General features: G+C 55.2%; 16 protein-coding genes. 4 read left to right on the top strand and 12 right to left on the bottom strand.

Annotation, left to right across the window (positions count from 1 at the left end):
- The first annotated feature begins 8 nt into the window (after positions 1 to 8).
- Positions 9 to 338 (top strand): GIY-YIG nuclease family protein, encoded by a 330-nt coding sequence (locus KW829_RS11595; RefSeq protein ID WP_193541618.1) that lies wholly within the window; start codon positions 9 to 11, stop codon positions 336 to 338.
- Here the strand turns inward: KW829_RS11595 and KW829_RS11590 are convergent.
- Together KW829_RS11590 and KW829_RS11585 are read right to left on the bottom strand one after the other, a co-directional pair.
- On the bottom strand, positions 325 to 828 hold the full coding sequence (locus KW829_RS11590) for a GNAT family N-acetyltransferase (protein WP_218308261.1): 504 nt from the start codon (positions 826 to 828) through the stop codon (positions 325 to 327). The genes KW829_RS11595 and KW829_RS11590 overlap by 14 nt on opposite strands.
- Positions 822 to 1,346, bottom strand: a complete 525-nt coding sequence (locus KW829_RS11585) for an SCP2 domain-containing protein (RefSeq protein ID WP_010435965.1) — start codon at positions 1,344 to 1,346, stop codon at positions 822 to 824. The genes KW829_RS11590 and KW829_RS11585 overlap by 7 nt, the downstream gene beginning before the upstream one ends.
- A gap of 220 nt (positions 1,347 to 1,566) precedes the next feature.
- Here KW829_RS11585 and KW829_RS11580 point away from each other — a divergent pair, with 220 nt between their 5' ends.
- The 3 genes from KW829_RS11580 to KW829_RS11570 all read left to right on the top strand — a co-directional run bounded on the left by KW829_RS11580 (position 1,567) and on the right by KW829_RS11570 (position 4,534).
- Positions 1,567 to 2,562 carry a peptidase U32 family protein gene (locus KW829_RS11580; RefSeq protein WP_010435966.1) on the top strand — a complete coding sequence of 332 codons (996 nt, stop codon included), beginning with the start codon at positions 1,567 to 1,569 and terminating at the stop codon, positions 2,560 to 2,562.
- 7 nt (positions 2,563 to 2,569) lie between these two features.
- Positions 2,570 to 3,448 (top strand): U32 family peptidase, encoded by an 879-nt coding sequence (locus tag KW829_RS11575; protein ID WP_218308260.1) that lies wholly within the window; start codon positions 2,570 to 2,572, stop codon positions 3,446 to 3,448.
- A gap of 78 nt (positions 3,449 to 3,526) precedes the next feature.
- A complete protein-coding gene (locus KW829_RS11570; RefSeq protein ID WP_047646424.1) occupies positions 3,527 to 4,534 on the top strand; it encodes an LLM class flavin-dependent oxidoreductase in 1,008 nt (335 codons plus the stop codon).
- 96 nt (positions 4,535 to 4,630) lie between these two features.
- On the opposite strand, the gene mtr is transcribed toward KW829_RS11570, so the two are convergent.
- The 10 genes from mtr to nusA all read right to left on the bottom strand — a co-directional run bounded on the left by mtr (position 4,631) and on the right by nusA (position 17,667).
- Entirely contained in the window at positions 4,631 to 5,875 is a 1,245-nt protein-coding gene (mtr, locus tag KW829_RS11565) for a tryptophan permease (protein ID WP_029485209.1), read from the bottom strand.
- 141 nt (positions 5,876 to 6,016) lie between these two features.
- Positions 6,017 to 7,912 carry a DEAD/DEAH family ATP-dependent RNA helicase gene (locus KW829_RS11560; RefSeq protein WP_218308259.1) on the bottom strand — a complete coding sequence of 632 codons (1,896 nt, stop codon included), beginning with the start codon at positions 7,910 to 7,912 and terminating at the stop codon, positions 6,017 to 6,019.
- On the bottom strand, positions 7,905 to 7,985 hold the full coding sequence (gene yrbN / locus KW829_RS11555) for a protein YrbN (RefSeq protein WP_098946273.1): 81 nt from the start codon (positions 7,983 to 7,985) through the stop codon (positions 7,905 to 7,907). The genes KW829_RS11560 and yrbN overlap by 8 nt, the downstream gene beginning before the upstream one ends.
- Positions 7,986 to 8,091: 106 nt before the next feature.
- A complete protein-coding gene (gene nlpI, locus KW829_RS11550) occupies positions 8,092 to 8,976 on the bottom strand; it encodes a lipoprotein NlpI (protein ID WP_003861782.1) in 885 nt (294 codons plus the stop codon).
- A gap of 109 nt (positions 8,977 to 9,085) precedes the next feature.
- On the bottom strand, positions 9,086 to 11,218 hold the full coding sequence (gene pnp / locus KW829_RS11545; protein ID WP_089599830.1) for a polyribonucleotide nucleotidyltransferase: 2,133 nt from the start codon (positions 11,216 to 11,218) through the stop codon (positions 9,086 to 9,088).
- Positions 11,219 to 11,460: 242 nt separating this feature from the next.
- Entirely contained in the window at positions 11,461 to 11,730 is a 270-nt protein-coding gene (gene rpsO / locus KW829_RS11540) for a 30S ribosomal protein S15 (protein WP_003861789.1), read from the bottom strand.
- Between the two features lie 155 nt (positions 11,731 to 11,885).
- The gene (gene truB / locus KW829_RS11535; protein WP_172701276.1) at positions 11,886 to 12,836 is read right to left on the bottom strand and encodes a tRNA pseudouridine(55) synthase TruB; all 951 of its coding nucleotides are present in this window, start codon (positions 12,834 to 12,836) and stop codon (positions 11,886 to 11,888) included.
- Complete coding sequence (rbfA, locus tag KW829_RS11530) at positions 12,836 to 13,240, bottom strand: 30S ribosome-binding factor RbfA (protein WP_010435986.1); 405 nt, start codon at positions 13,238 to 13,240, stop codon at positions 12,836 to 12,838. Before rbfA ends, truB begins: the two co-directional genes overlap by 1 nt.
- A gap of 212 nt (positions 13,241 to 13,452) precedes the next feature.
- Positions 13,453 to 16,140, bottom strand: a complete 2,688-nt coding sequence (infB, locus tag KW829_RS11525; RefSeq protein ID WP_089599828.1) for a translation initiation factor IF-2 — start codon at positions 16,138 to 16,140, stop codon at positions 13,453 to 13,455.
- A gap of 24 nt (positions 16,141 to 16,164) precedes the next feature.
- Positions 16,165 to 17,667, bottom strand: coding sequence for a transcription termination factor NusA (nusA, locus tag KW829_RS11520; RefSeq protein ID WP_089599826.1), 1,503 nt, complete (start codon positions 17,665 to 17,667; stop codon positions 16,165 to 16,167).
- Between the last annotated feature and the right edge of the window lie 3 nt (positions 17,668 to 17,670).

Below are 17,670 nucleotides of genomic sequence, written 5' to 3'. Positions count from 1 at the left end.
TCTCTCTCATGCTATGGTGCGTTCACCTTAACATACTGAATCTGTTTACCGTGTGCTGGTTTCTCTATCTTGTCCGAACCGCTGATAACGCTCTCTACACCGGGATCACCACCGATGTGGCGCGGCGTTTTTTACAACATCAAACGGGGAAAGGGGCAAAGGCGCTGCGGGGGAAAGGGGAACTGCAGCTGGCATTTTCGGCCGCAGTGGGCAACAGATCGCTGGCGCTCAGGCTGGAATACCGCATCAAGCAGCTCACGAAGCGCCAGAAAGAGCGCCTCGTCACCGGAGACGGCTCCTTTGAGGCGCTACGCGAGAGCCTGATTAAAAGCGATTGAAATGGTCGTGGTAGTCCACCAGGCCATTGACGCCGTTGAGGGCGTCGTCCGCCAGACGGTGCACCTGGAAAGCGAATTCCGTACCCGGCCAGCGGCAACGCAGGTCGTAATGTGCGGCCTGCTCGAAGCCTAATCGACCATAGAACGCCGGATCGCCCAGCGTGACCACAGCGGCATAGCCAAACTCATTCAGCGAGTCCAGCCCTTCATAGACCAGCTGGCGCGCCAGACCTTGCCCGCGATAGTTTTCATCTACCGCCAGCGGTGCCATTCCTACCCACTGAAGATCGTCGCCCTGAACGATGACCGGGCTGAAGGCGACATAGCCGACAACCTGACCTTCATCATCGGTAGCAACCAGACCCAGCGTGATCAGGCCGTCTTCACGGAGATCGTGGACCAGTTGAGCTTCCGCATCGCTCTCAAAAGAGCGGCGCAATAACGCATCGATACCCGGTGCATCAATCCCAATTTCGACTCGAATCAGCATGGCTCACCTACTGAAGTGTGTTTACTGTCCGGCGGGGTTTTCAGCCCGGCCTCAACAAAATCTGCCATTTGCATCAACATCACGCGCAGCGCTTTCGGCATCTGCTCCAGCTCAATGGCATCCATTAAATTCTTCACGTACAGGCCAAGTTCAGTATCGCCTTCAATCACCAGACGACGCTGGAAGAAGAGCGTATCCGGATCCTGCTTACGTGCGGCAATCATCAGCAGATCGCTGGCATCAGCGCTAAAGCTCACGTCCGCCTCGGCGGATTCGCGCACGATCAGCTGGCCGTTCTCTACGGAGGTAAACCAGCGCAGCCCGATGTCGCGTACCTCAATGCTCAGCCAGCGGCCTTCCAGGAACTCCAGCTCGCCGTCCTGCAGTGCCTGGCGGAACTGCCAGCTCAGGACCTGCTCCAGCACCTGGCGTTTAAGCGCGAACGGTGCCAGCTTGACCGGCACGCTCAGCATAGATGGACCCAATTGTACGAGACGTGAACGCAGTTTCTCCAGCACGAGCTTTACTCCCTGATATCTGTAATCCCGCTATTTTGCCACATCCATGCCAGAACATAGCGGCGTAAATCAACAAACCGTCGTCCGGCTTACCTCATTATTGGTGTCATCAATACGCCATTAGCTGCCTTAAATCAAAAATTGTCGCCTGTGGGTTAATTAAAATCCCAGCTCGTTAACAATTTTGCGATCCCTGCGATCGAGAACATCAGGATAAATTATGGAGCTGCTCTGCCCTGCCGGAAACCTTCCGGCGCTTAAGGCGGCCATCGAAAATGGGGCCGATGCGGTCTATATCGGGCTAAAGGATGATACCAATGCCCGCCATTTTGCTGGCCTCAACTTTACGGAGAAAAAGCTTCAGGAAGCCGTTAACTTCGTTCATCAGCACCGCCGCAAACTGCACATTGCCATCAACACCTTTGCCCATCCTGATGGCTACGCCCGCTGGCAGCGCGCGGTGGACATGGCGGCACAGCTGGGTGCCGATGCACTGATCCTGGCCGACCTTGCCATGCTTGAGTATGCAGCAGAACGCTATCCGCATATTGAGCGCCACGTCTCTGTTCAGGCATCCGCCACCAACGAAGAAGCCGTGCGTTTTTATCATCAAAACTTCGACGTGGCCCGCGTGGTGCTGCCGCGCGTGCTCTCTATTCATCAGGTTAAGCAACTCGCGCGCGTCACGCCAGTGCCGCTGGAAGTTTTTGCCTTTGGCAGCCTGTGCATCATGGCCGAAGGCCGCTGCTATCTCTCCTCTTATTTAACCGGTGAATCGCCGAATACCGTCGGAGCGTGCTCCCCTGCCCGCTTTGTTCGCTGGCAGCAGACCCCTCAGGGGCTCGAGTCTCGCCTGAATGAGGTGCTGATTGACCGCTATCAGGACGGTGAAAACGCCGGTTATCCAACCCTATGCAAAGGCCGCTACCTGGTCGACGGCGAGCGCTACCACGCGCTGGAGGAGCCCACCAGCCTCAACACGCTGGAACTGCTGCCGGAACTGCTGGCGGCCAATATTGCCTCGGTGAAAATCGAGGGTCGCCAACGCAGCCCGGCCTACGTGAGCCAGGTGGCGAAAGTATGGCGTCAGGCCATCGACCGTTGCATGGCGGACCCGCAGAACTACGCTCCGCAGGCGACCTGGATGGAGACGCTCGGTTCGATGTCCGAAGGCACGCAAACCACCCTTGGCGCGTATCACCGTAAATGGCAGTGAGATAACCATGAAATATTCATTAGGACCGGTGCTCTACTACTGGTCAAAAGAGACGCTGGAAGATTTTTACCAACAGGCCGCCGCCAGCAGCGCCGATGTGATTTACCTCGGCGAAGCGGTGTGCAGCAAGCGCCGCGCCACCAAAGTGGGCGACTGGCTGGATATGGCGAAAAGCCTGGCCGGAAGCGGCAAGCAGGTAGTGCTCTCGACGCTTGCGCTGGTGCAGGCGTCTTCCGAACTGGGCGAACTGAAGCGCTATGTCGAAAACGGCGAATTCCTGCTGGAAGCGAGCGATCTCGGCGTGGTGAACATGTGCGCTGAACGCAAGCTGCCGTTTGTCGCGGGCCATGCCCTGAACTGCTATAACGCCGTGACCCTGCGCCTGCTGCTTAAGCAGGGGATGACGCGCTGGTGCATGCCGGTGGAACTCTCCCGCGACTGGCTGGCAAACCTGCTGAATCAGTGCGACGAGCTGGGTATTCGCAATCAGTTTGAAGTGGAAGTGCTGAGCTACGGGCATCTGCCGCTGGCCTACTCCGCCCGCTGCTTTACCGCGCGCTCGGAAGACCGCCCGAAAGACGAATGCGAAACCTGCTGCATCAAGTACCCGAACGGACGCAGCATGCTGTCGCAGGAAAACCAGCAGGTGTTTGTCCTCAACGGCATTCAGACCATGAGCGGCTATGTCTATAACCTCGGCAACGAGCTGGCGTCGATGGACGGGCTGGTGGATATGGTGCGTTTGTCGCCGCTGGATACCGGCGTGTTCGCGATGCTGGACGCCTTCCGCGCCAATGAAAACGGCGCCGCTCCGCTGCCGCTGATGGCAAACAGCGACTGCAACGGTTACTGGAAACGTCTCGCCGGGCTGGAACTTCAGGCGTAAAAAAGGCTCACTTTGTTAACAACGGTTATCATTTTTTAATGCAGTATTAAAGATTCACCGTCGACAAAGTGAGCTGTTATGACTGACAAAACCATTCCGTTTTCGGTGCTGGATCTGGCGCCGATCCCTCAGGGTTCCTCGGCTCGAGAAGCCTTTTCGCACTCTCTCGATCTCGCTCAGCTGGCCGAAAAGCGTGGCTATCACCGCTACTGGCTGGCCGAGCACCACAACATGGTGGGCATCGCCAGCGCCGCCACCTCGGTACTGATAGGCTATCTGGCAGCCAATACCACTACCCTGCACCTGGGCTCCGGCGGCGTAATGCTGCCAAACCACGCCCCGCTGGTGATTGCCGAGCAGTTTGGCACCCTGAACACTCTCTATCCGGGGCGTATTGATTTGGGCCTTGGTCGTGCGCCGGGCAGCGACCAGCCGACCATGCGCGCCCTGCGCCGCCATATGAGCGGCGATATCGATAACTTCCCGCGCGATGTGGCCGAGCTGGTGGACTGGTTCGACGCGCGCGATCCTAACCCGCACGTGCGCCCGGTCCCGGGCTACGGTGAGAAGATCCCGGTTTGGTTGTTGGGATCAAGCCTGTATAGCGCACAGCTCGCCGCGCAGCTTGGGCTGCCGTTCGCGTTTGCCTCGCACTTCGCACCGGATATGCTGCATCAGGCGTTGCATCTTTACCGCACGAACTTCAAACCGTCCGAGCGTCTGGAGAAGCCGTACGCGATGGTCTGTATCAACATCATTGCCGCCGACAGCAATCGCGACGCGGAATTCCTGTTTACCTCCATGCAGCAGGCATTTGTGAAGCTGCGTCGCGGTGAGACGGGACAGCTTCCGCCGCCGGTGGAGAATATGCATCAGCTGTGGTCCGCCTCCGAACAGTATGGCGTTCAGCAGGCGTTGAGCATGTCGCTGGTGGGTGATAAAGCGAAAGTGCGTCACGGGCTGGACGCGGTGCTGCGCGAAACGCAGGCGGATGAAATCATGGTTAACGGCCAGATTTTCGATCACCAGGCGCGTTTGCATTCGTTTGAGCTGGCGATGCAGGTGAAAGAAGAGTTGGTGGGATAGTTTTTTTGCCGGATGGCGGCTTCGCCTTATCCGGCCTACGGTTTTCACCCTCTCCCTTCGGGAGAGGGTCGGGGTGAGGGGATCAGGCCGCACGGTTTAATGGTAAACAGGCAACAGGTTAAAACTCGACAGCACGTGGACCAGCGCGTTGCCAACGCCAAACACCAGGATCAGTGCAATCATCGGCTTGCCGCCCCAGACGCGGAATTTAGGGCTGCCGAAGCGTTTACGTGATTTACGAGCCAGCAGCGCCGGCACAATTGCCGCCCAGATGGTCGCCGCCAGTCCGGCATAGCCGATGGCGTACAGGAAACCGTTCGGCCACAGCAGACCACCCACAATCGGCGGCAGGAAGGTCAGCAGCGCGGTTTTGAAGCGCCCCATCGCAGAATCATCAAAGCCAAACAGATCCGCCAGGTAGTCAAACAGGCCCAGCGTCACGCCGAGGAATGAACTCGCCACCGCAAAGTTAGAGAAGACCACCAGCAGCAGATCCAGGCTGCGGCTGTTCAGTACGCCGCTCAGGGCCTGCACCAGCACGTCGATGTTACCGCCCTTCTGTGCAATGCCGATAAATTCTGGACGTGGGATGTTACCCATCGTCCCCAGCAGCCAAATCACGTACAGCCCCAGCGCCAGCAGCGTACCGTAGACCAGACACTTCACAATGGTGCGCGGATCTTTGCCGTAGTACTTCATCAGGCTCGGCACGTTGCCGTGGTAGCCAAACGACGCCAGACAGAACGGCAGCGTCATCAGCAGGTACGGCGTGTAGGAGGTATTCACTTCGGCGACGTTAAACAGCGTGGCGGGCGTCACGTGCCCCAGCAGGCTGCCGAAGGTCAGGAAGAAGGTGATGACCTTAGCGCCCAACACGATCGCCGTCATGCGGCTCACCGCCCTGGTACTCATCCAGACGATAAACGCCACGCCCAGTGCAAAGCAGAGCCCCGCCAGACGCGCCGGAACGTTCAACGACATCTCAGCAAAAGTGTGGTGCAGAATCGAGCCACTCGCGGAGATATACGCATAGGTCAGGATGTAGAGCACAAACGCGATGGACAGCCCGTTCACCAGGTTCCAGCCTTTGCCCAGCAGATCTTTGGTGATGGTGTCGAAGCTGGAGCCAATGCGATAGTTCAGGTTCGCCTCAAGGATCATCAGCCCGGAGTGGAGCATGCAGAACCAGGTGAACACCAGCGCCGCCAGCGACCAGAAGAACCACGCACCGGACATGACCACTGGCAGGGAGAACATCCCAGCACCAATGATGGTACCGCCGATGATCACCACGCCGCCAAGCAGCGAGGGTGACGTTTGGGTGGTGGTTAGTGTCGCCATACAGCCATTACTCCAGTCAAAAATGTGGTATGCAGTTTAATGTGCAGCACTGTACCAGTACAAGAGTACAAAGGGAATAAAAAAAGCCCCGATAACAATTATCGGGGCTGTATATATTACTTTACGTCAGTGGCGTAAGGCTTACGCGTCACGGCGACGGCTTGAGCTGTCGTCACGACGTGGGCCACGGCTTTCACGGCGTTCGCCGGAGAAACGACGTGGTTCACCACGACCTTCGCTACGACCGCCTTCACGACGTTCGCCACCGAAGCTGCGGCCACCGCCACGACGTTCGCCACCGCGGTCAGAGCGAGGCTGTGCATCACCCATCAGCTGCATGTTCATCGGCTTGTTCAGGATGCGAGTACGCGTAAAGTGCTGCAGTACTTCGCCCGGCATGCCTTTTGGCAGTTCGATGGTGGAGTGAGTACCGAACAGCTTGATGTTACCAATGTAACGGCTGCTGATGTCGCCTTCGTTTGCGATCGCGCCAACGATATGACGAACTTCAACACCGTCATCACGGCCAACTTCAATGCGGTACAGTTCCATTTCGCCAGCGTCACGACGCTCGCGACGTGGACGGTCTTCACCACCACGCTCTGGACGGTCACCGCGTGGGCCACGGTCATTGCGGTCATTACGGTCGCCACGACGTTCGAAACGATCGTCACGGTCACGGAATTCACGCTTAGGACGCATTGGCGCATCTGGTGGCACGATCAGGCTACGTTCGCCCTGAGCCATTTTCAGCAGTGCTGCAGCCAGGGTTTCCATGTCCAGCTCTTCGCCTTCAGCAACAGGCTGAATCTGCGACAGCAGCGCACGGTACTGATCCAGATCGCTGCTTTCCAGCTGCTGCTGGACTTTCGCGGCGAATTTTTCCAGGCGGCGTTTGCCCAGCAGTTCTGCGTTTGGCAGGTCAGCTTCTGGAATGGTCAGCTTCATGGTGCGTTCAATGTTACGCAGCAGACGACGCTCGCGGTTCTCAACGAACAGCAGCGCACGGCCCGCACGACCCGCACGACCGGTACGACCGATACGGTGAACGTAAGACTCAGAGTCCATTGGGATGTCGTAGTTAACAACCAGGCTGATACGCTCAACGTCCAGACCACGTGCTGCCACGTCGGTTGCAATCAGGATATCCAGACGACCGTCTTTCAGACGCTCCAGAGTCTGCTCACGCAGGGCCTGGTTCATGTCACCGTTCAGCGCTGCGCTGTTGTAGCCGCTACGCTCCAGGGCTTCAGCCACTTCCAGGGTCGCGTTTTTGGTACGAACGAAGATGATCGCCGCATCAAAATCTTCAGCTTCCAGGAAACGTACCAGCGCTTCGTTTTTGCGCATGCCGTACACAGACCAGTAGCTCTGGCTGATGTCCGGGCGAGTGGTCACGCTGGACTGAATACGCACTTCCTGCGGCTCTTTCATGAAGCGGCGGGTAATGCGACGGATAGCTTCCGGCATGGTTGCAGAGAACAGAGCGGTCTGATGACCTTCCGGGATCTGCGCCATGATGGTTTCGACGTCTTCGATGAAGCCCATACGCAGCATTTCATCTGCTTCATCCAGTACCAGGCCGCTCAGTTTAGAGAGGTCCAGAGTACCGCGCTTCAGGTGATCCAGCAGACGGCCCGGCGTACCGACGACAATCTGTGGGCCCTGGCGCAGGGCGCGTAACTGCACGTCATAACGCTGGCCGCCGTACAGGGCTACCACGTTTACGCCGCGCATATGTTTAGAGAATTCCGTCATTGCTTCAGCAACCTGAACAGCCAGTTCACGGGTTGGAGCCAGGACGAGGATCTGCGGCGCACGCAGGTCCGGATCGATGTTGTTCAGCAGCGGCAGCGAGAATGCTGCAGTTTTACCGCTACCAGTCTGGGCCATGCCCAGCACGTCACGACCAGAGAGCAGATGTGGGATACATTCTGCCTGGATCGGAGATGGTTTTTCGTAACCCAGATCGTTAAGGGCTTCAAGGATAGGAGCCTTCAGGCCCAGATCTGCAAAAGTGGTTTCGAATTCAGCCATGTAGTACAAGTGCCTCGATATTAATGGCGGCCAGTCTACATAACTCATCGTGAAAATTTTCGGTAATTTTCATTGAAAGTGTGAACCGGCTCAAAGTAGGTGTATTGACGAACAACAACGCCCTCACCAGTTAAGGTGATGGCAATCAAAAGATTACGGGCTGATGTTTATGTCGTCAGCTATTGCTGGTCCGATTCTGCCAGGTCGTCTTGCTCCTGGCCCAAGAGCGATAATTCCAACAATGCATAACGGTGCTCAACGAAGTTGTGTACGTTGTTAGCAACCGCTAATTTGAACAGTGCCGTAGCGCTGTCCATATCCCCCAGACTTAGGTAGTACTTACCTAAATAGAAGTTGGTTTCACTGAGATGCTCAGCGAGCGAGGTGTTATCCGTTGCGTCCGCCTTGAGGCGTTCCATTAGCGTTGCTTCGCTAATGTTGCCCAGGTAGAACTCGACAATGTTCCATCCCCATTGTTCCTTGTCCGATTTCTCGAAGCGCTGTTTCAGTGCTTCTTTGGCCTGCTTCTCATCGAGCTTCTGCTCAACGATGTAAAGCCACAGGCTGCGGAAAGGATCATTAGGATCGTCTTGATAAAACGCCAGCAGATCATCTTGCGCTAACTTATCACGACCGCCGTAATACAATGCGATACCGCGATTCAAGTGCGCGTAGTTGTAAGTTGGATCAAGCTCAAGTACAGAATCAAACGCTTCATAGGCAGCATCAAAATTGCCTGCCTGCGTTAAGTAAATGCCTAAGTAATTGAATACTTCAGGCATATCAGGTCGAATTGCCAGCGCTTGTGAAAAATCATTCCGCGCTAATGCCCTCAGACCGAGACTATCATACAACACTCCGCGCTCATATAAAAGCTGTGCGCGTTCGTCATCGGTTAAAGCCCGACTGGCAAGAATTTGTTCCATGCGTGCCAGAATCACTTCCTGCTGCAAAGTCGGTTGCAATGGCACTGCGAGGACTTCGCTCTTACGCCAGGCAGAGTTGCTGCATCCTGCCAGCGTTAAAGCTGTCGCAACGAAACACCAGCGCAAAAAAGGCTTCATTTCCCACTCCCGAAGACAACTATTGGATGAACGTCCTGTCCCCCGGCGGCTTAACAAGGCGTCCTGCCTGATAATAAACCCTCCGCCGAAGCGGAGGGCAAATGCTACCTTACTCGCCCTGTTCTGCGGCTGGCGCTTCTGGCGCAGCGGCAGGAGACTGCTCGGTTGCTTCTTTAATGCTCAGACGGATACGGCCCTGACGGTCAACTTCCAGAACCTTAACCGGCACTTCCTGACCCATCTGCAGGTAATCGGTCACTTTCTCAACGCGCTTGTCAGCGATCTGAGAGATGTGAACCAGACCTTCTTTACCGCCACCGATGGCAACGAATGCGCCAAAGTCAACGATACGGGTCACTTTACCGGCATAGATACGGCCCACTTCGATCTCTGCAGTGATCTCTTCGATGCGGCGGATAGCGAATTTCGCTTTTTCGCCGTCGGTTGCTGCGATCTTCACAGTACCGTCATCTTCGATTTCGATCGTGGTGCCAGTCTCTTCGGTCAGCGCACGGATTACGGAACCGCCCTTACCGATAACGTCTTTGATCTTGTCTGGATTGATCTTGATGGTGTGGATACGCGGAGCGAACTGAGAAATGTCGCCACGTGGCGCGTTAATCGCCTGTTCCATCACGCCCAGGATGTGCAGACGCGCACCTTTAGCCTGGTTCAGAGCAACCTGCATGATCTCTTTGGTGATACCTTCAATTTTGATATCCATCTGCAGCGCAGAGATACCTTCGCGGGAACCCGCGACTTTGAAGTCCATATCGCCCAGGTGGTCTTCGTCGCCCAGGATGTCAGACAGAACAACAAAGTTGTCGCCTTCTTTCACCAGACCCATAGCGATACCAGCCACAGCGGCTTTGATTGGTACGCCTGCATCCATCAGCGCCAGAGAGGCACCACACACGGAAGCCATGGAAGAAGAACCGTTAGATTCGGTGATTTCAGAAACCACACGCACGGTGTACGGGAATTTGTCAGCTTCTGGCATCACTGCCAGTACGCCGCGCTTCGCCAGACGACCGTGACCAATTTCACGACGCTTCGGCGAGCCAACCATACCGGTCTCACCTACGGAGTACGGAGGGAAGTTGTAGTGGAACAGGAAGCTGTCAGTACGCTCGCCCATCAGTTCGTCGATGTTCTGTGCGTCACGTGCGGTACCCAGGGTCGCGGTAACCAGCGCCTGCGTTTCGCCACGGGTGAACAGTGCGGAACCGTGAGTACGTGGCAGTACGCCAGTACGAACGTCCAGACCACGGATCATGTCTTTTTCGCGGCCATCGATACGCGGTTCGCCTGCCAGTACGCGGCTACGAACGGTGTTTTTCTCGATAGCGTGCAGAATTTCGCTCAGCTCGTTAGCATCCAGGGATTCATCTTCAGCCAACAGCGTCGCGATGGTTTCAGATTTGATGACGTCAACCTGAGCGTAACGCTCTTGTTTGTCGGTGATGCGGTATGCATCGCTCAGACGTGCGCCTGCCAGTGCAGCAACGCGTGCATTCAGCGCGTCGTTAACCGCTTCTGGCTGCCAGTCCCAACGTGGTTTACCGGCTTCTTTCACCAGGTCGTTGATGTTCTGGATAACGATCTGCTGCTGGTCGTGGCCAAATACCACAGCGCCCAGCATCTGGTCTTCGCTCAGCAGTTCAGCTTCGGATTCAACCATCAGAACCGCTGCTTCAGTACCGGCAACCACCAGGTCCAGCTTACTTTCTTTCAGCTCTTCCTGGGTTGGGTTCAGCACATACTGGTCGTTGATGTAGCCAACGCGCGCGGCACCGATTGGGCCATTGAATGGAATACCAGACAGTGACAGGGCAGCAGATGCGCCGATCATAGCAACGATGTCCGGGTTAACCTGTGGGTTAACGGAAACAACGGTCGCGATAACCTGTACTTCGTTAACGAAGCCTTCCGGGAACAGTGGACGAACCGGGCGGTCAATCAGACGCGCGATCAGGGTTTCGCCTTCGCTTGGACGGCCTTCACGACGGAAGAAACCACCCGGGATTTTACCGGCAGCGTAGGTACGCTCCTGGTAGTTAACAGTCAGCGGGAAGAAGTCCTGACCTGGTTTAGCTTTTTTCTGGCCTACAACGGTAACGAATACCGCGGTGTCATCCATGCTTACCATAACGGCAGCAGTAGCCTGACGTGCCATCATGCCGGTTTCCAGCGTGACGGTATGTTGACCATACTGGAATTTACGAACGATCGGATTCAGCAAAGTTCTGTCCTTTCTTAAATGTATGACAGCACACCACAGGTGTGCTGACGATTTAACCCGACCTTCTTCGCATCCTCGCGACTAATGACAACCGACACCCCCATGGGTGAAGCCTCTCATTAGCCGCGCGAACCTCTGCAATGAAGATCATTTATAGCAACAATACAATAGTTTCCAGTGAATTGCTGCCGTCTGGTTGAAAAAAGGGGCCATCAGGCCCCCTTTTCTGAAACTCGCAAGACTTAGCGACGCAGACCCAGACGCTCGATCAGCGCGGTGTAACGTGCAACATCTTTACGTTTCAGGTAGTCGAGCAGTTTACGACGCTGAGAAACCATACGCAGCAGACCACGACGGCTGTGGTGATCTTTTTTGTGCTCTGCAAAGTGACCCTGCAGGTGGTTAATCTGTGCAGTCAGCAGTGCAACCTGAACTTCGGTAGAACCGCTGTCGTTAGTACCACGACCAAACTCAGAAACGATTTTAGCTTTAGCTTCAACGCTTAGAGACATTTTCAAACTCCAGAATATAAAGAATGTAAGGATGCCGATCTCTAATTCAGCAATCCCAGTATACGACCAACAAATTGTTAAACAATTTGCAGATCGTTAAGCGGCGATATTCTACTCGTCTCCCCTGCTTATCGCAAGGTGAGGTGTTATCGCCGTCACGCTTCGATCGGATACTCGACGACCAGACGACGCGGCGCAACGCGCCCTTCACCGTCCATTTCGCCCATACCGATGAATTTCCCGTCGTCACCTTCCGTCACGCGTACCAGCCCTTCAAGCGGCGCATCCGCCGTACGAACCGGGTTGCCGTTCTTAAAGTAAACGGACGATGTTAAAGGAAGATTAACGATCGGGAAGTCCGCCGCCGGACTGTCCATTGGCATCAGCAAGGGATCCAGCAATTCTGCTGGCGCTATTCCCTGCACTTCCGCCTGTTCAACCAGCTCGCGAAGATGCTCAAGCGTCACCATGCGTTCGACCGGGTACTTGCTGACAGCCAGACGACGCAAGTAAATCACATGCGCCCCGCAGCCCAGCTTTTCACCGAGGTCATCGATGATGGTACGAATATAGGTGCCTTTCGAACAGTGTACTTCCAGCTCCAGCTCATCGCCTTCATGGCGAATGAACAGCAGTTCATACACGGTAATCGGACGGGCTTCACGCGGAACGTCGATGCCCTGGCGCGCATATTCGTAGAGCTTCTTGCCCTGATATTTCAGCGCCGAATACATCGACGGCACCTGCATCGTGTCACCACGGAAGCTTTCCAGCGCCGCATCAAGCTGCTCTGCGCTGAAGGTCACCGGGCGCTCTTCCACGACCTGGCCATCCGCGTCGGAGGTATCCGTGCGCTGGCCCAGCTTAGCGATAACGCGATAACGCTTATCGGAATCCAGCAGATACTGGGAGAACTTTGTCGCCTCTCCCAGGCAGACCGGCAGCATACCGGTCGCCAGCGGATCCAGCGCGCCCGTATGGCCCGCACGGTTGGCGTTAAAAATACGCTTCACTTTTTGCAGTACGTCGTTGCTGGATGCGCCCTGCGGTTTATCCAGCAGCAGTACGCCATGCACGTCGCGACCGCGACGACGAGGACGACTCATCAGTCCTCCTTGCTGTCGTCCGCTGGGTTCACACGACGCTCATCGTCATGTTTCACCACGCTGGTCACCAGGTTGGACATGCGCATACCTTCTACCAGCGAGTTATCGTAGAAGAAGGTCAGCTCAGGCACGATACGCAGACGCATCGCTTTGCCGAGCAGAGAGCGGATGAAACCAGATGCTTCCTGCAGCGCTTTAATGCCGTTTTTCACCGCGGCTTCGTCCTGATCGTTCAGGAAAGTCACGAACACTTTGGCATAAGCCAGATCGCGGGACATCTCAACGCCAGACACGGTGGTCATCATACCAATACGCGGGTCTTTAATTTCACGTTGCAGAATGAGTGCGATCTCTTTTTGCATTTCCTGCGCTACGCGCTGAGGGCGACCGAATTCTTTCGCCATAATAAATTCTCCAGACAAAAAAGGGGCTAAAAGCCCCTTTTAAAATTATTGCCGGGTGGCGCTTCGCTTACCCGGCCTACGCTAGTTAATCTTCTAAGGATTTTGGGTTGCAACAAGGCGGCAAGCTCGTGAATCCCCGGGAGCATAGATAACTATGTGACCGGGGTGAACGAGCGCAGCCAACGCAGTGGCGGCCCAAAAGCCGACGAAGATTAAGCGATGGTACGCTGAATTTCGATGATCTCGAACACTTCGATCATATCGCCAACGCGAACGTCGTTGTAGTTCTTCACGCCGATACCACATTCCATGCCGTTACGGACTTCGTTAACGTCATCTTTGAAGCGGCGCAGGGATTCCAGCTCGCCTTCGTAGATAACCACGTTGTCACGCAGTACGCGGATTGGGTTGTGACGCTTGATGTTACCTTCGGTAACCATACAGCCCGCGATCGCACCAAATTTCGGTGATTTGAACACGTCACGTACTTCAGCCAGACCGATGATCTGCTGTTTCAGCTCAGGAGACAGCATGCCGCTCATCGCTGCTTTCACTTCGTCGATCAGGTTATAGATGACGGAGTAGTAGCGCAGATCCAGGCTTTCAGCTTCAATCACTTTACGCGCAGACGCATCCGCACGAACGTTGAAGCCAACCAGGATAGCGTTAGAGGCAGCAGCCAGGGTTGCGTCGGTTTCGGTGATACCACCTACGCCAGAACCGATGATCTTCACTTTCACTTCGTCGGTAGACAGTTTCAGCAAGGAATCGGAGATCGCTTCCACAGAACCCTGAACGTCAGCTTTCAGAACAACGTTCACTTCGTGAACTTCGCCCTCGGTCATGTTCGCGAACATGTTCTCGAGTTTAGATTTCTGCTGACGAGCCAGTTTAACTTCACGGAATTTACCCTGACGATACAGTGCAACTTCACGCGCTTTCTTCTCGTCACGCACAACGGTCACTTCGTCACCGGCAGCCGGAACACCGGACAGGCCCAGGATTTCCACTGGAATGGACGGACCCGCTTCCAGCACTTCCTGACCCAGTTCGTTACGCATCGCACGAACGCGACCGTATTCGAAGCCACACAGAACGATGTCGCCTTTGTTCAGAGTACCTTCGCGAACCAGAACGGTTGCAACCGGACCACGACCTTTATCCAGGAAGGATTCGATAACCGCGCCGCTTGCCATACCTTTACGAACCGCTTTGAGCTCCAGAACTTCAGCCTGCAGCAGGATAGCGTTCAGCAGGTCGTCAATACCGGTACCCGCTTTTGCAGATACTGGGATGAACTGTGCTTCACCGCCCCACTCTTCCGGCATAACGCCGTACTGAGACAGTTCGTTCTTCACGCGATCCATATCGGCTTCTGGCTTATCGATTTTGTTGACTGCAACAACCAGAGGTACCTGCGCCGCTTTTGCGTGCTGGATAGCTTCAATGGTCTGTGGCATCACGCCATCGTCTGCCGCAACAACCAGTACAACGATATCCGTTGCCTGAGCACCACGAGCACGCATTGAGGTAAACGCTGCGTGGCCTGGGGTATCCAGGAAGGTGATCATGCCGTTTTCGGTTTCTACATGGTAAGCACCGATGTGCTGGGTAATACCACCCGCTTCGCCGGATGCCACTTTAGTCGAGCGAATGTAGTCAAGCAGAGAGGTTTTACCGTGGTCAACGTGACCCATGATGGTCACAACAGGTGCACGCGGTTCAGCCGCTGCGCCAGTGTCACGGTCGCTCATTACTGCTTCTTCCAGCTCGTTTTCACGACGCAGGATAACTTTGTGGCCCATCTCTTCAGCAACCAGCTGTGCGGTTTCCTGGTCGATGACCTGGTTGATGGTCGCCATTGCACCCAGCTTCATCATCGCTTTGATGACCTGAGAGCCTTTAACGGCCATCTTGTTCGCCAGATCGCCAACGGTGATGGTTTCACCAATCACAACGTCACGGTTAACGGCCTGAGCTGGCTTCTGGAAGCCCTGCTGCAGAGCGGAACCTTTACGCTTGCCGCCTTTACCACCGCGAACGGCTGCACGCGCTTCTTCACGGTCAGCTTTAGATTCAGCGTGCTTGTTACCTTTTTTCGCTGGACGCGCGGCTTTGGTGTTGCGACCACGGCCACGGCCGCCTTCAACTTCACGGTCGTTGTCGTCTTCAGCCTGACGCGCGTGCTGAGAAGTGGTTACATGATAGTCGCTGGTGTCTTCAGTCGTTTCAGCGGTATTCACGCCATTCTTCTCGTTTTCTTCTGCCATACGGCGCGCTTCTTCAGCAACACGGCGAGCTTCTTCTTCTAGCTTACGGCGGGCTTCTTCTTCCGCTTTACGCTTCAGCTCGGCAGCTTCATTTTCACGGCGGGCTTTTTCAGCCTGGGCGGTTTTGGTCATTTCGTCTGTCTGTTGATTGCTCACTTTGTCTTTTTCCGCAGCGTCACGCTTCACTTTATCACTTGCGTCGCGTTTCGCTTTTTCTGCGGCCTCACGTTCAGCTTTTAATTCTGCTTCACGTTTGGCGGTTGCTTCCGCCGCACGCTGAGCTTGTTCTTCCGCTTCACGCTGTGCCTGCTCTTCCGCAGCAAGGCGTTCTGCCTCTTGCGGATCACGTTTTACAAAGGTGCGCGTCTTGCGGACTTCAATTTGTACCGATTTACTTTTGCCACCGGTACCAGGGATGTTTAACGTGCTACGCGTTTTGCGCTGCAGCGTTAACTTGTCAGGCGTAGAGCCGTGTTCACGGTTCAGGTGCGTTAACAAGGTTTGTTTTTCTTGCGCGGTCACCGAGTCATCAGCGGACTTCGGGATCCCTGCATCAGCAAATTGCTGTACCAGGCGGTCCACGGAGGTCTGAATCTCAGCAGCCAGCGATTTTACAGTTACATCAGTCATGCTGTTCCTTCCTGCTACAGTTTATTACGCTTCGTCGCCGAACCAGCAAATATTACGTGCGGCCATGATGAGCTCGCCGGCTTTCTCGTCGGTTAAACCTTCGATATCAGCCAGGTCATCAACGCCTTGCTCAGCGAGATCTTCCAGCGTACAAACACCACGGGCAGCCAGCTTGAACGCAATCGCACGATCAAGACCTTCCAGATTCAGCAGGTCATCAGCCGGCTTCTTATCGCCAAGGCTTTCTTCCTGAGCCAGTGCCAGGGTGGTCAGTGCGTTTTTAGCGCGTTCACGCAGGGCTTCAACAGTCTGTTCATCCAGACCGTCAATTTCAAGCAGCTCTTTCATTGGCACATAGGCCAGTTCTTCCAGCGTAGAGAAACCTTCTTCAACCAGAACAGTGGCGAAATCTTCGTCAATGTCGAGGTATTTAGTGAAGGTATCGATCGCCGCATGGGCTTCAGCCTGATGCTTAGCCTGCAGGTCGTCAACGGTCATCACGTTGAGTTCCCAGCCGCTCAGCTGTGACGCCAGACGTACGTTCTGACCGTTACGGCCAATCGCCTGCGCCAGGTTGCCCGCTTCTACAGCGATATCCATGGTGTGTTTGTCTTCGTCAACAACGATAGACGCTACATCAGCCGGAGCCATTGCGTTGATCACGAACTGCGCCGGGTTGTCGTCCCACAGAACGATATCGATACGCTCGCCGCCCAGTTCGGTCGAAACCGCCTGAACACGCGCGCCGCGCATACCGACGCAAGCACCGACCGGGTCGATACGCTTGTCGTTGGTTTTCACCGCAATTTTCGCACGGGAACCCGGATCGCGAGCCGCCGCTTTGATCTCGATAACTTCTTCACCGATTTCCGGCACTTCGATACGGAACAGTTCAACCAGCATTTCTGGTTTAGAACGGGTCACGAACAGCTGTGCACCACGCGCTTCAGGACGCACGGCGTACAGAACACCACGGATACGGTCGCCTGGACGGAAGTTTTCACGCGGCAGCATGTCTTCGCGCAGGATTACGGCTTCAGCGTTACCCGGCATCCCTTCGGATTTGATCTCCAGAGAGATGTTGTCGCGATTCACTTTCTTCACCACGCCGGTGATGATTTCGCCTTCCTGATCGCGGAACTGATCGACAACCAGCGCGCGCTCGGCTTCGCGAACTTTCTGCACGATAACCTGTTTAGCGGTCTGGGTCGTGATACGGTCGAAGGTCACAGATTCAATCTGATCTTCAACGTACTCACCCACGTTCAGACTTTCGTCTTCATAACGCGCCGCTTCCAGCGTGATCTCTTTGGTCGGCTGGGTCACTTCTTCAACGATTACCCAACGACGGAATGTATCGAAGTCACCGCTTTTACGATCGATTTCTACGCGAACATCGATCTCTTGTTCGTATTTTTTCTTGGTTGCTGTAGCCAGTGCACTTTCCAGCGCTTCGAAAATCTTCTCACGCGGCAGTGATTTCTCGTTGGAGACGGCTTCAACAACAGCCAAAATTTCTTTGTTCATCGC

The organism is Enterobacter sp. ENT02, from assembly GCF_019219165.1.
In the GTDB taxonomy this organism is placed as follows: Bacteria; Pseudomonadota; Gammaproteobacteria; order Enterobacterales; family Enterobacteriaceae; genus Enterobacter; species Enterobacter mori.
Note: the sequence above shows the minus strand (reverse complement) of the source record. Positions and strands in the feature narration are given on the sequence as shown.

Bases quoted from the DNA above. Each gene is read 5' to 3' on its own strand.
- KW829_RS11595 (WP_193541618.1), top strand. From the start codon at position 9: ATGCTATGGTGCGTTCACCTTAACATACTGAATCTGTTTACCGTGTGC.
- KW829_RS11590 (WP_218308261.1), bottom strand. From the start codon at position 828: ATGCTGATTCGAGTCGAAATTGGGATTGATGCACCGGGTATCGATGCG.
- KW829_RS11580 (WP_010435966.1), top strand. From the start codon at position 1,567: ATGGAGCTGCTCTGCCCTGCCGGAAACCTTCCGGCGCTTAAGGCGGCC.
- KW829_RS11575 (WP_218308260.1), top strand. From the start codon at position 2,570: ATGAAATATTCATTAGGACCGGTGCTCTACTACTGGTCAAAAGAGACG.
- KW829_RS11570 (WP_047646424.1), top strand. From the start codon at position 3,527: ATGACTGACAAAACCATTCCGTTTTCGGTGCTGGATCTGGCGCCGATC.
- mtr (WP_029485209.1), bottom strand. From the start codon at position 5,875: ATGGCGACACTAACCACCACCCAAACGTCACCCTCGCTGCTTGGCGGC.
- KW829_RS11560 (WP_218308259.1), bottom strand. From the start codon at position 7,912: ATGGCTGAATTCGAAACCACTTTTGCAGATCTGGGCCTGAAGGCTCCT.
- yrbN (WP_098946273.1), bottom strand. From the start codon at position 7,985: ATGAAAATTACCGAAAATTTTCACGATGAGTTATGTAGACTGGCCGCC.
- nlpI (WP_003861782.1), bottom strand. From the start codon at position 8,976: ATGAAGCCTTTTTTGCGCTGGTGTTTCGTTGCGACAGCTTTAACGCTG.
- rpsO (WP_003861789.1), bottom strand. From the start codon at position 11,730: ATGTCTCTAAGCGTTGAAGCTAAAGCTAAAATCGTTTCTGAGTTTGGT.
- truB (WP_172701276.1), bottom strand. From the start codon at position 12,836: ATGAGTCGTCCTCGTCGTCGCGGTCGCGACGTGCATGGCGTACTGCTG.
- rbfA (WP_010435986.1), bottom strand. From the start codon at position 13,240: ATGGCGAAAGAATTCGGTCGCCCTCAGCGCGTAGCGCAGGAAATGCAA.
- infB (WP_089599828.1), bottom strand. From the start codon at position 16,140: ATGACTGATGTAACTGTAAAATCGCTGGCTGCTGAGATTCAGACCTCC.
- nusA (WP_089599826.1), bottom strand. From the start codon at position 17,667: ATGAACAAAGAAATTTTGGCTGTTGTTGAAGCCGTCTCCAACGAGAAA.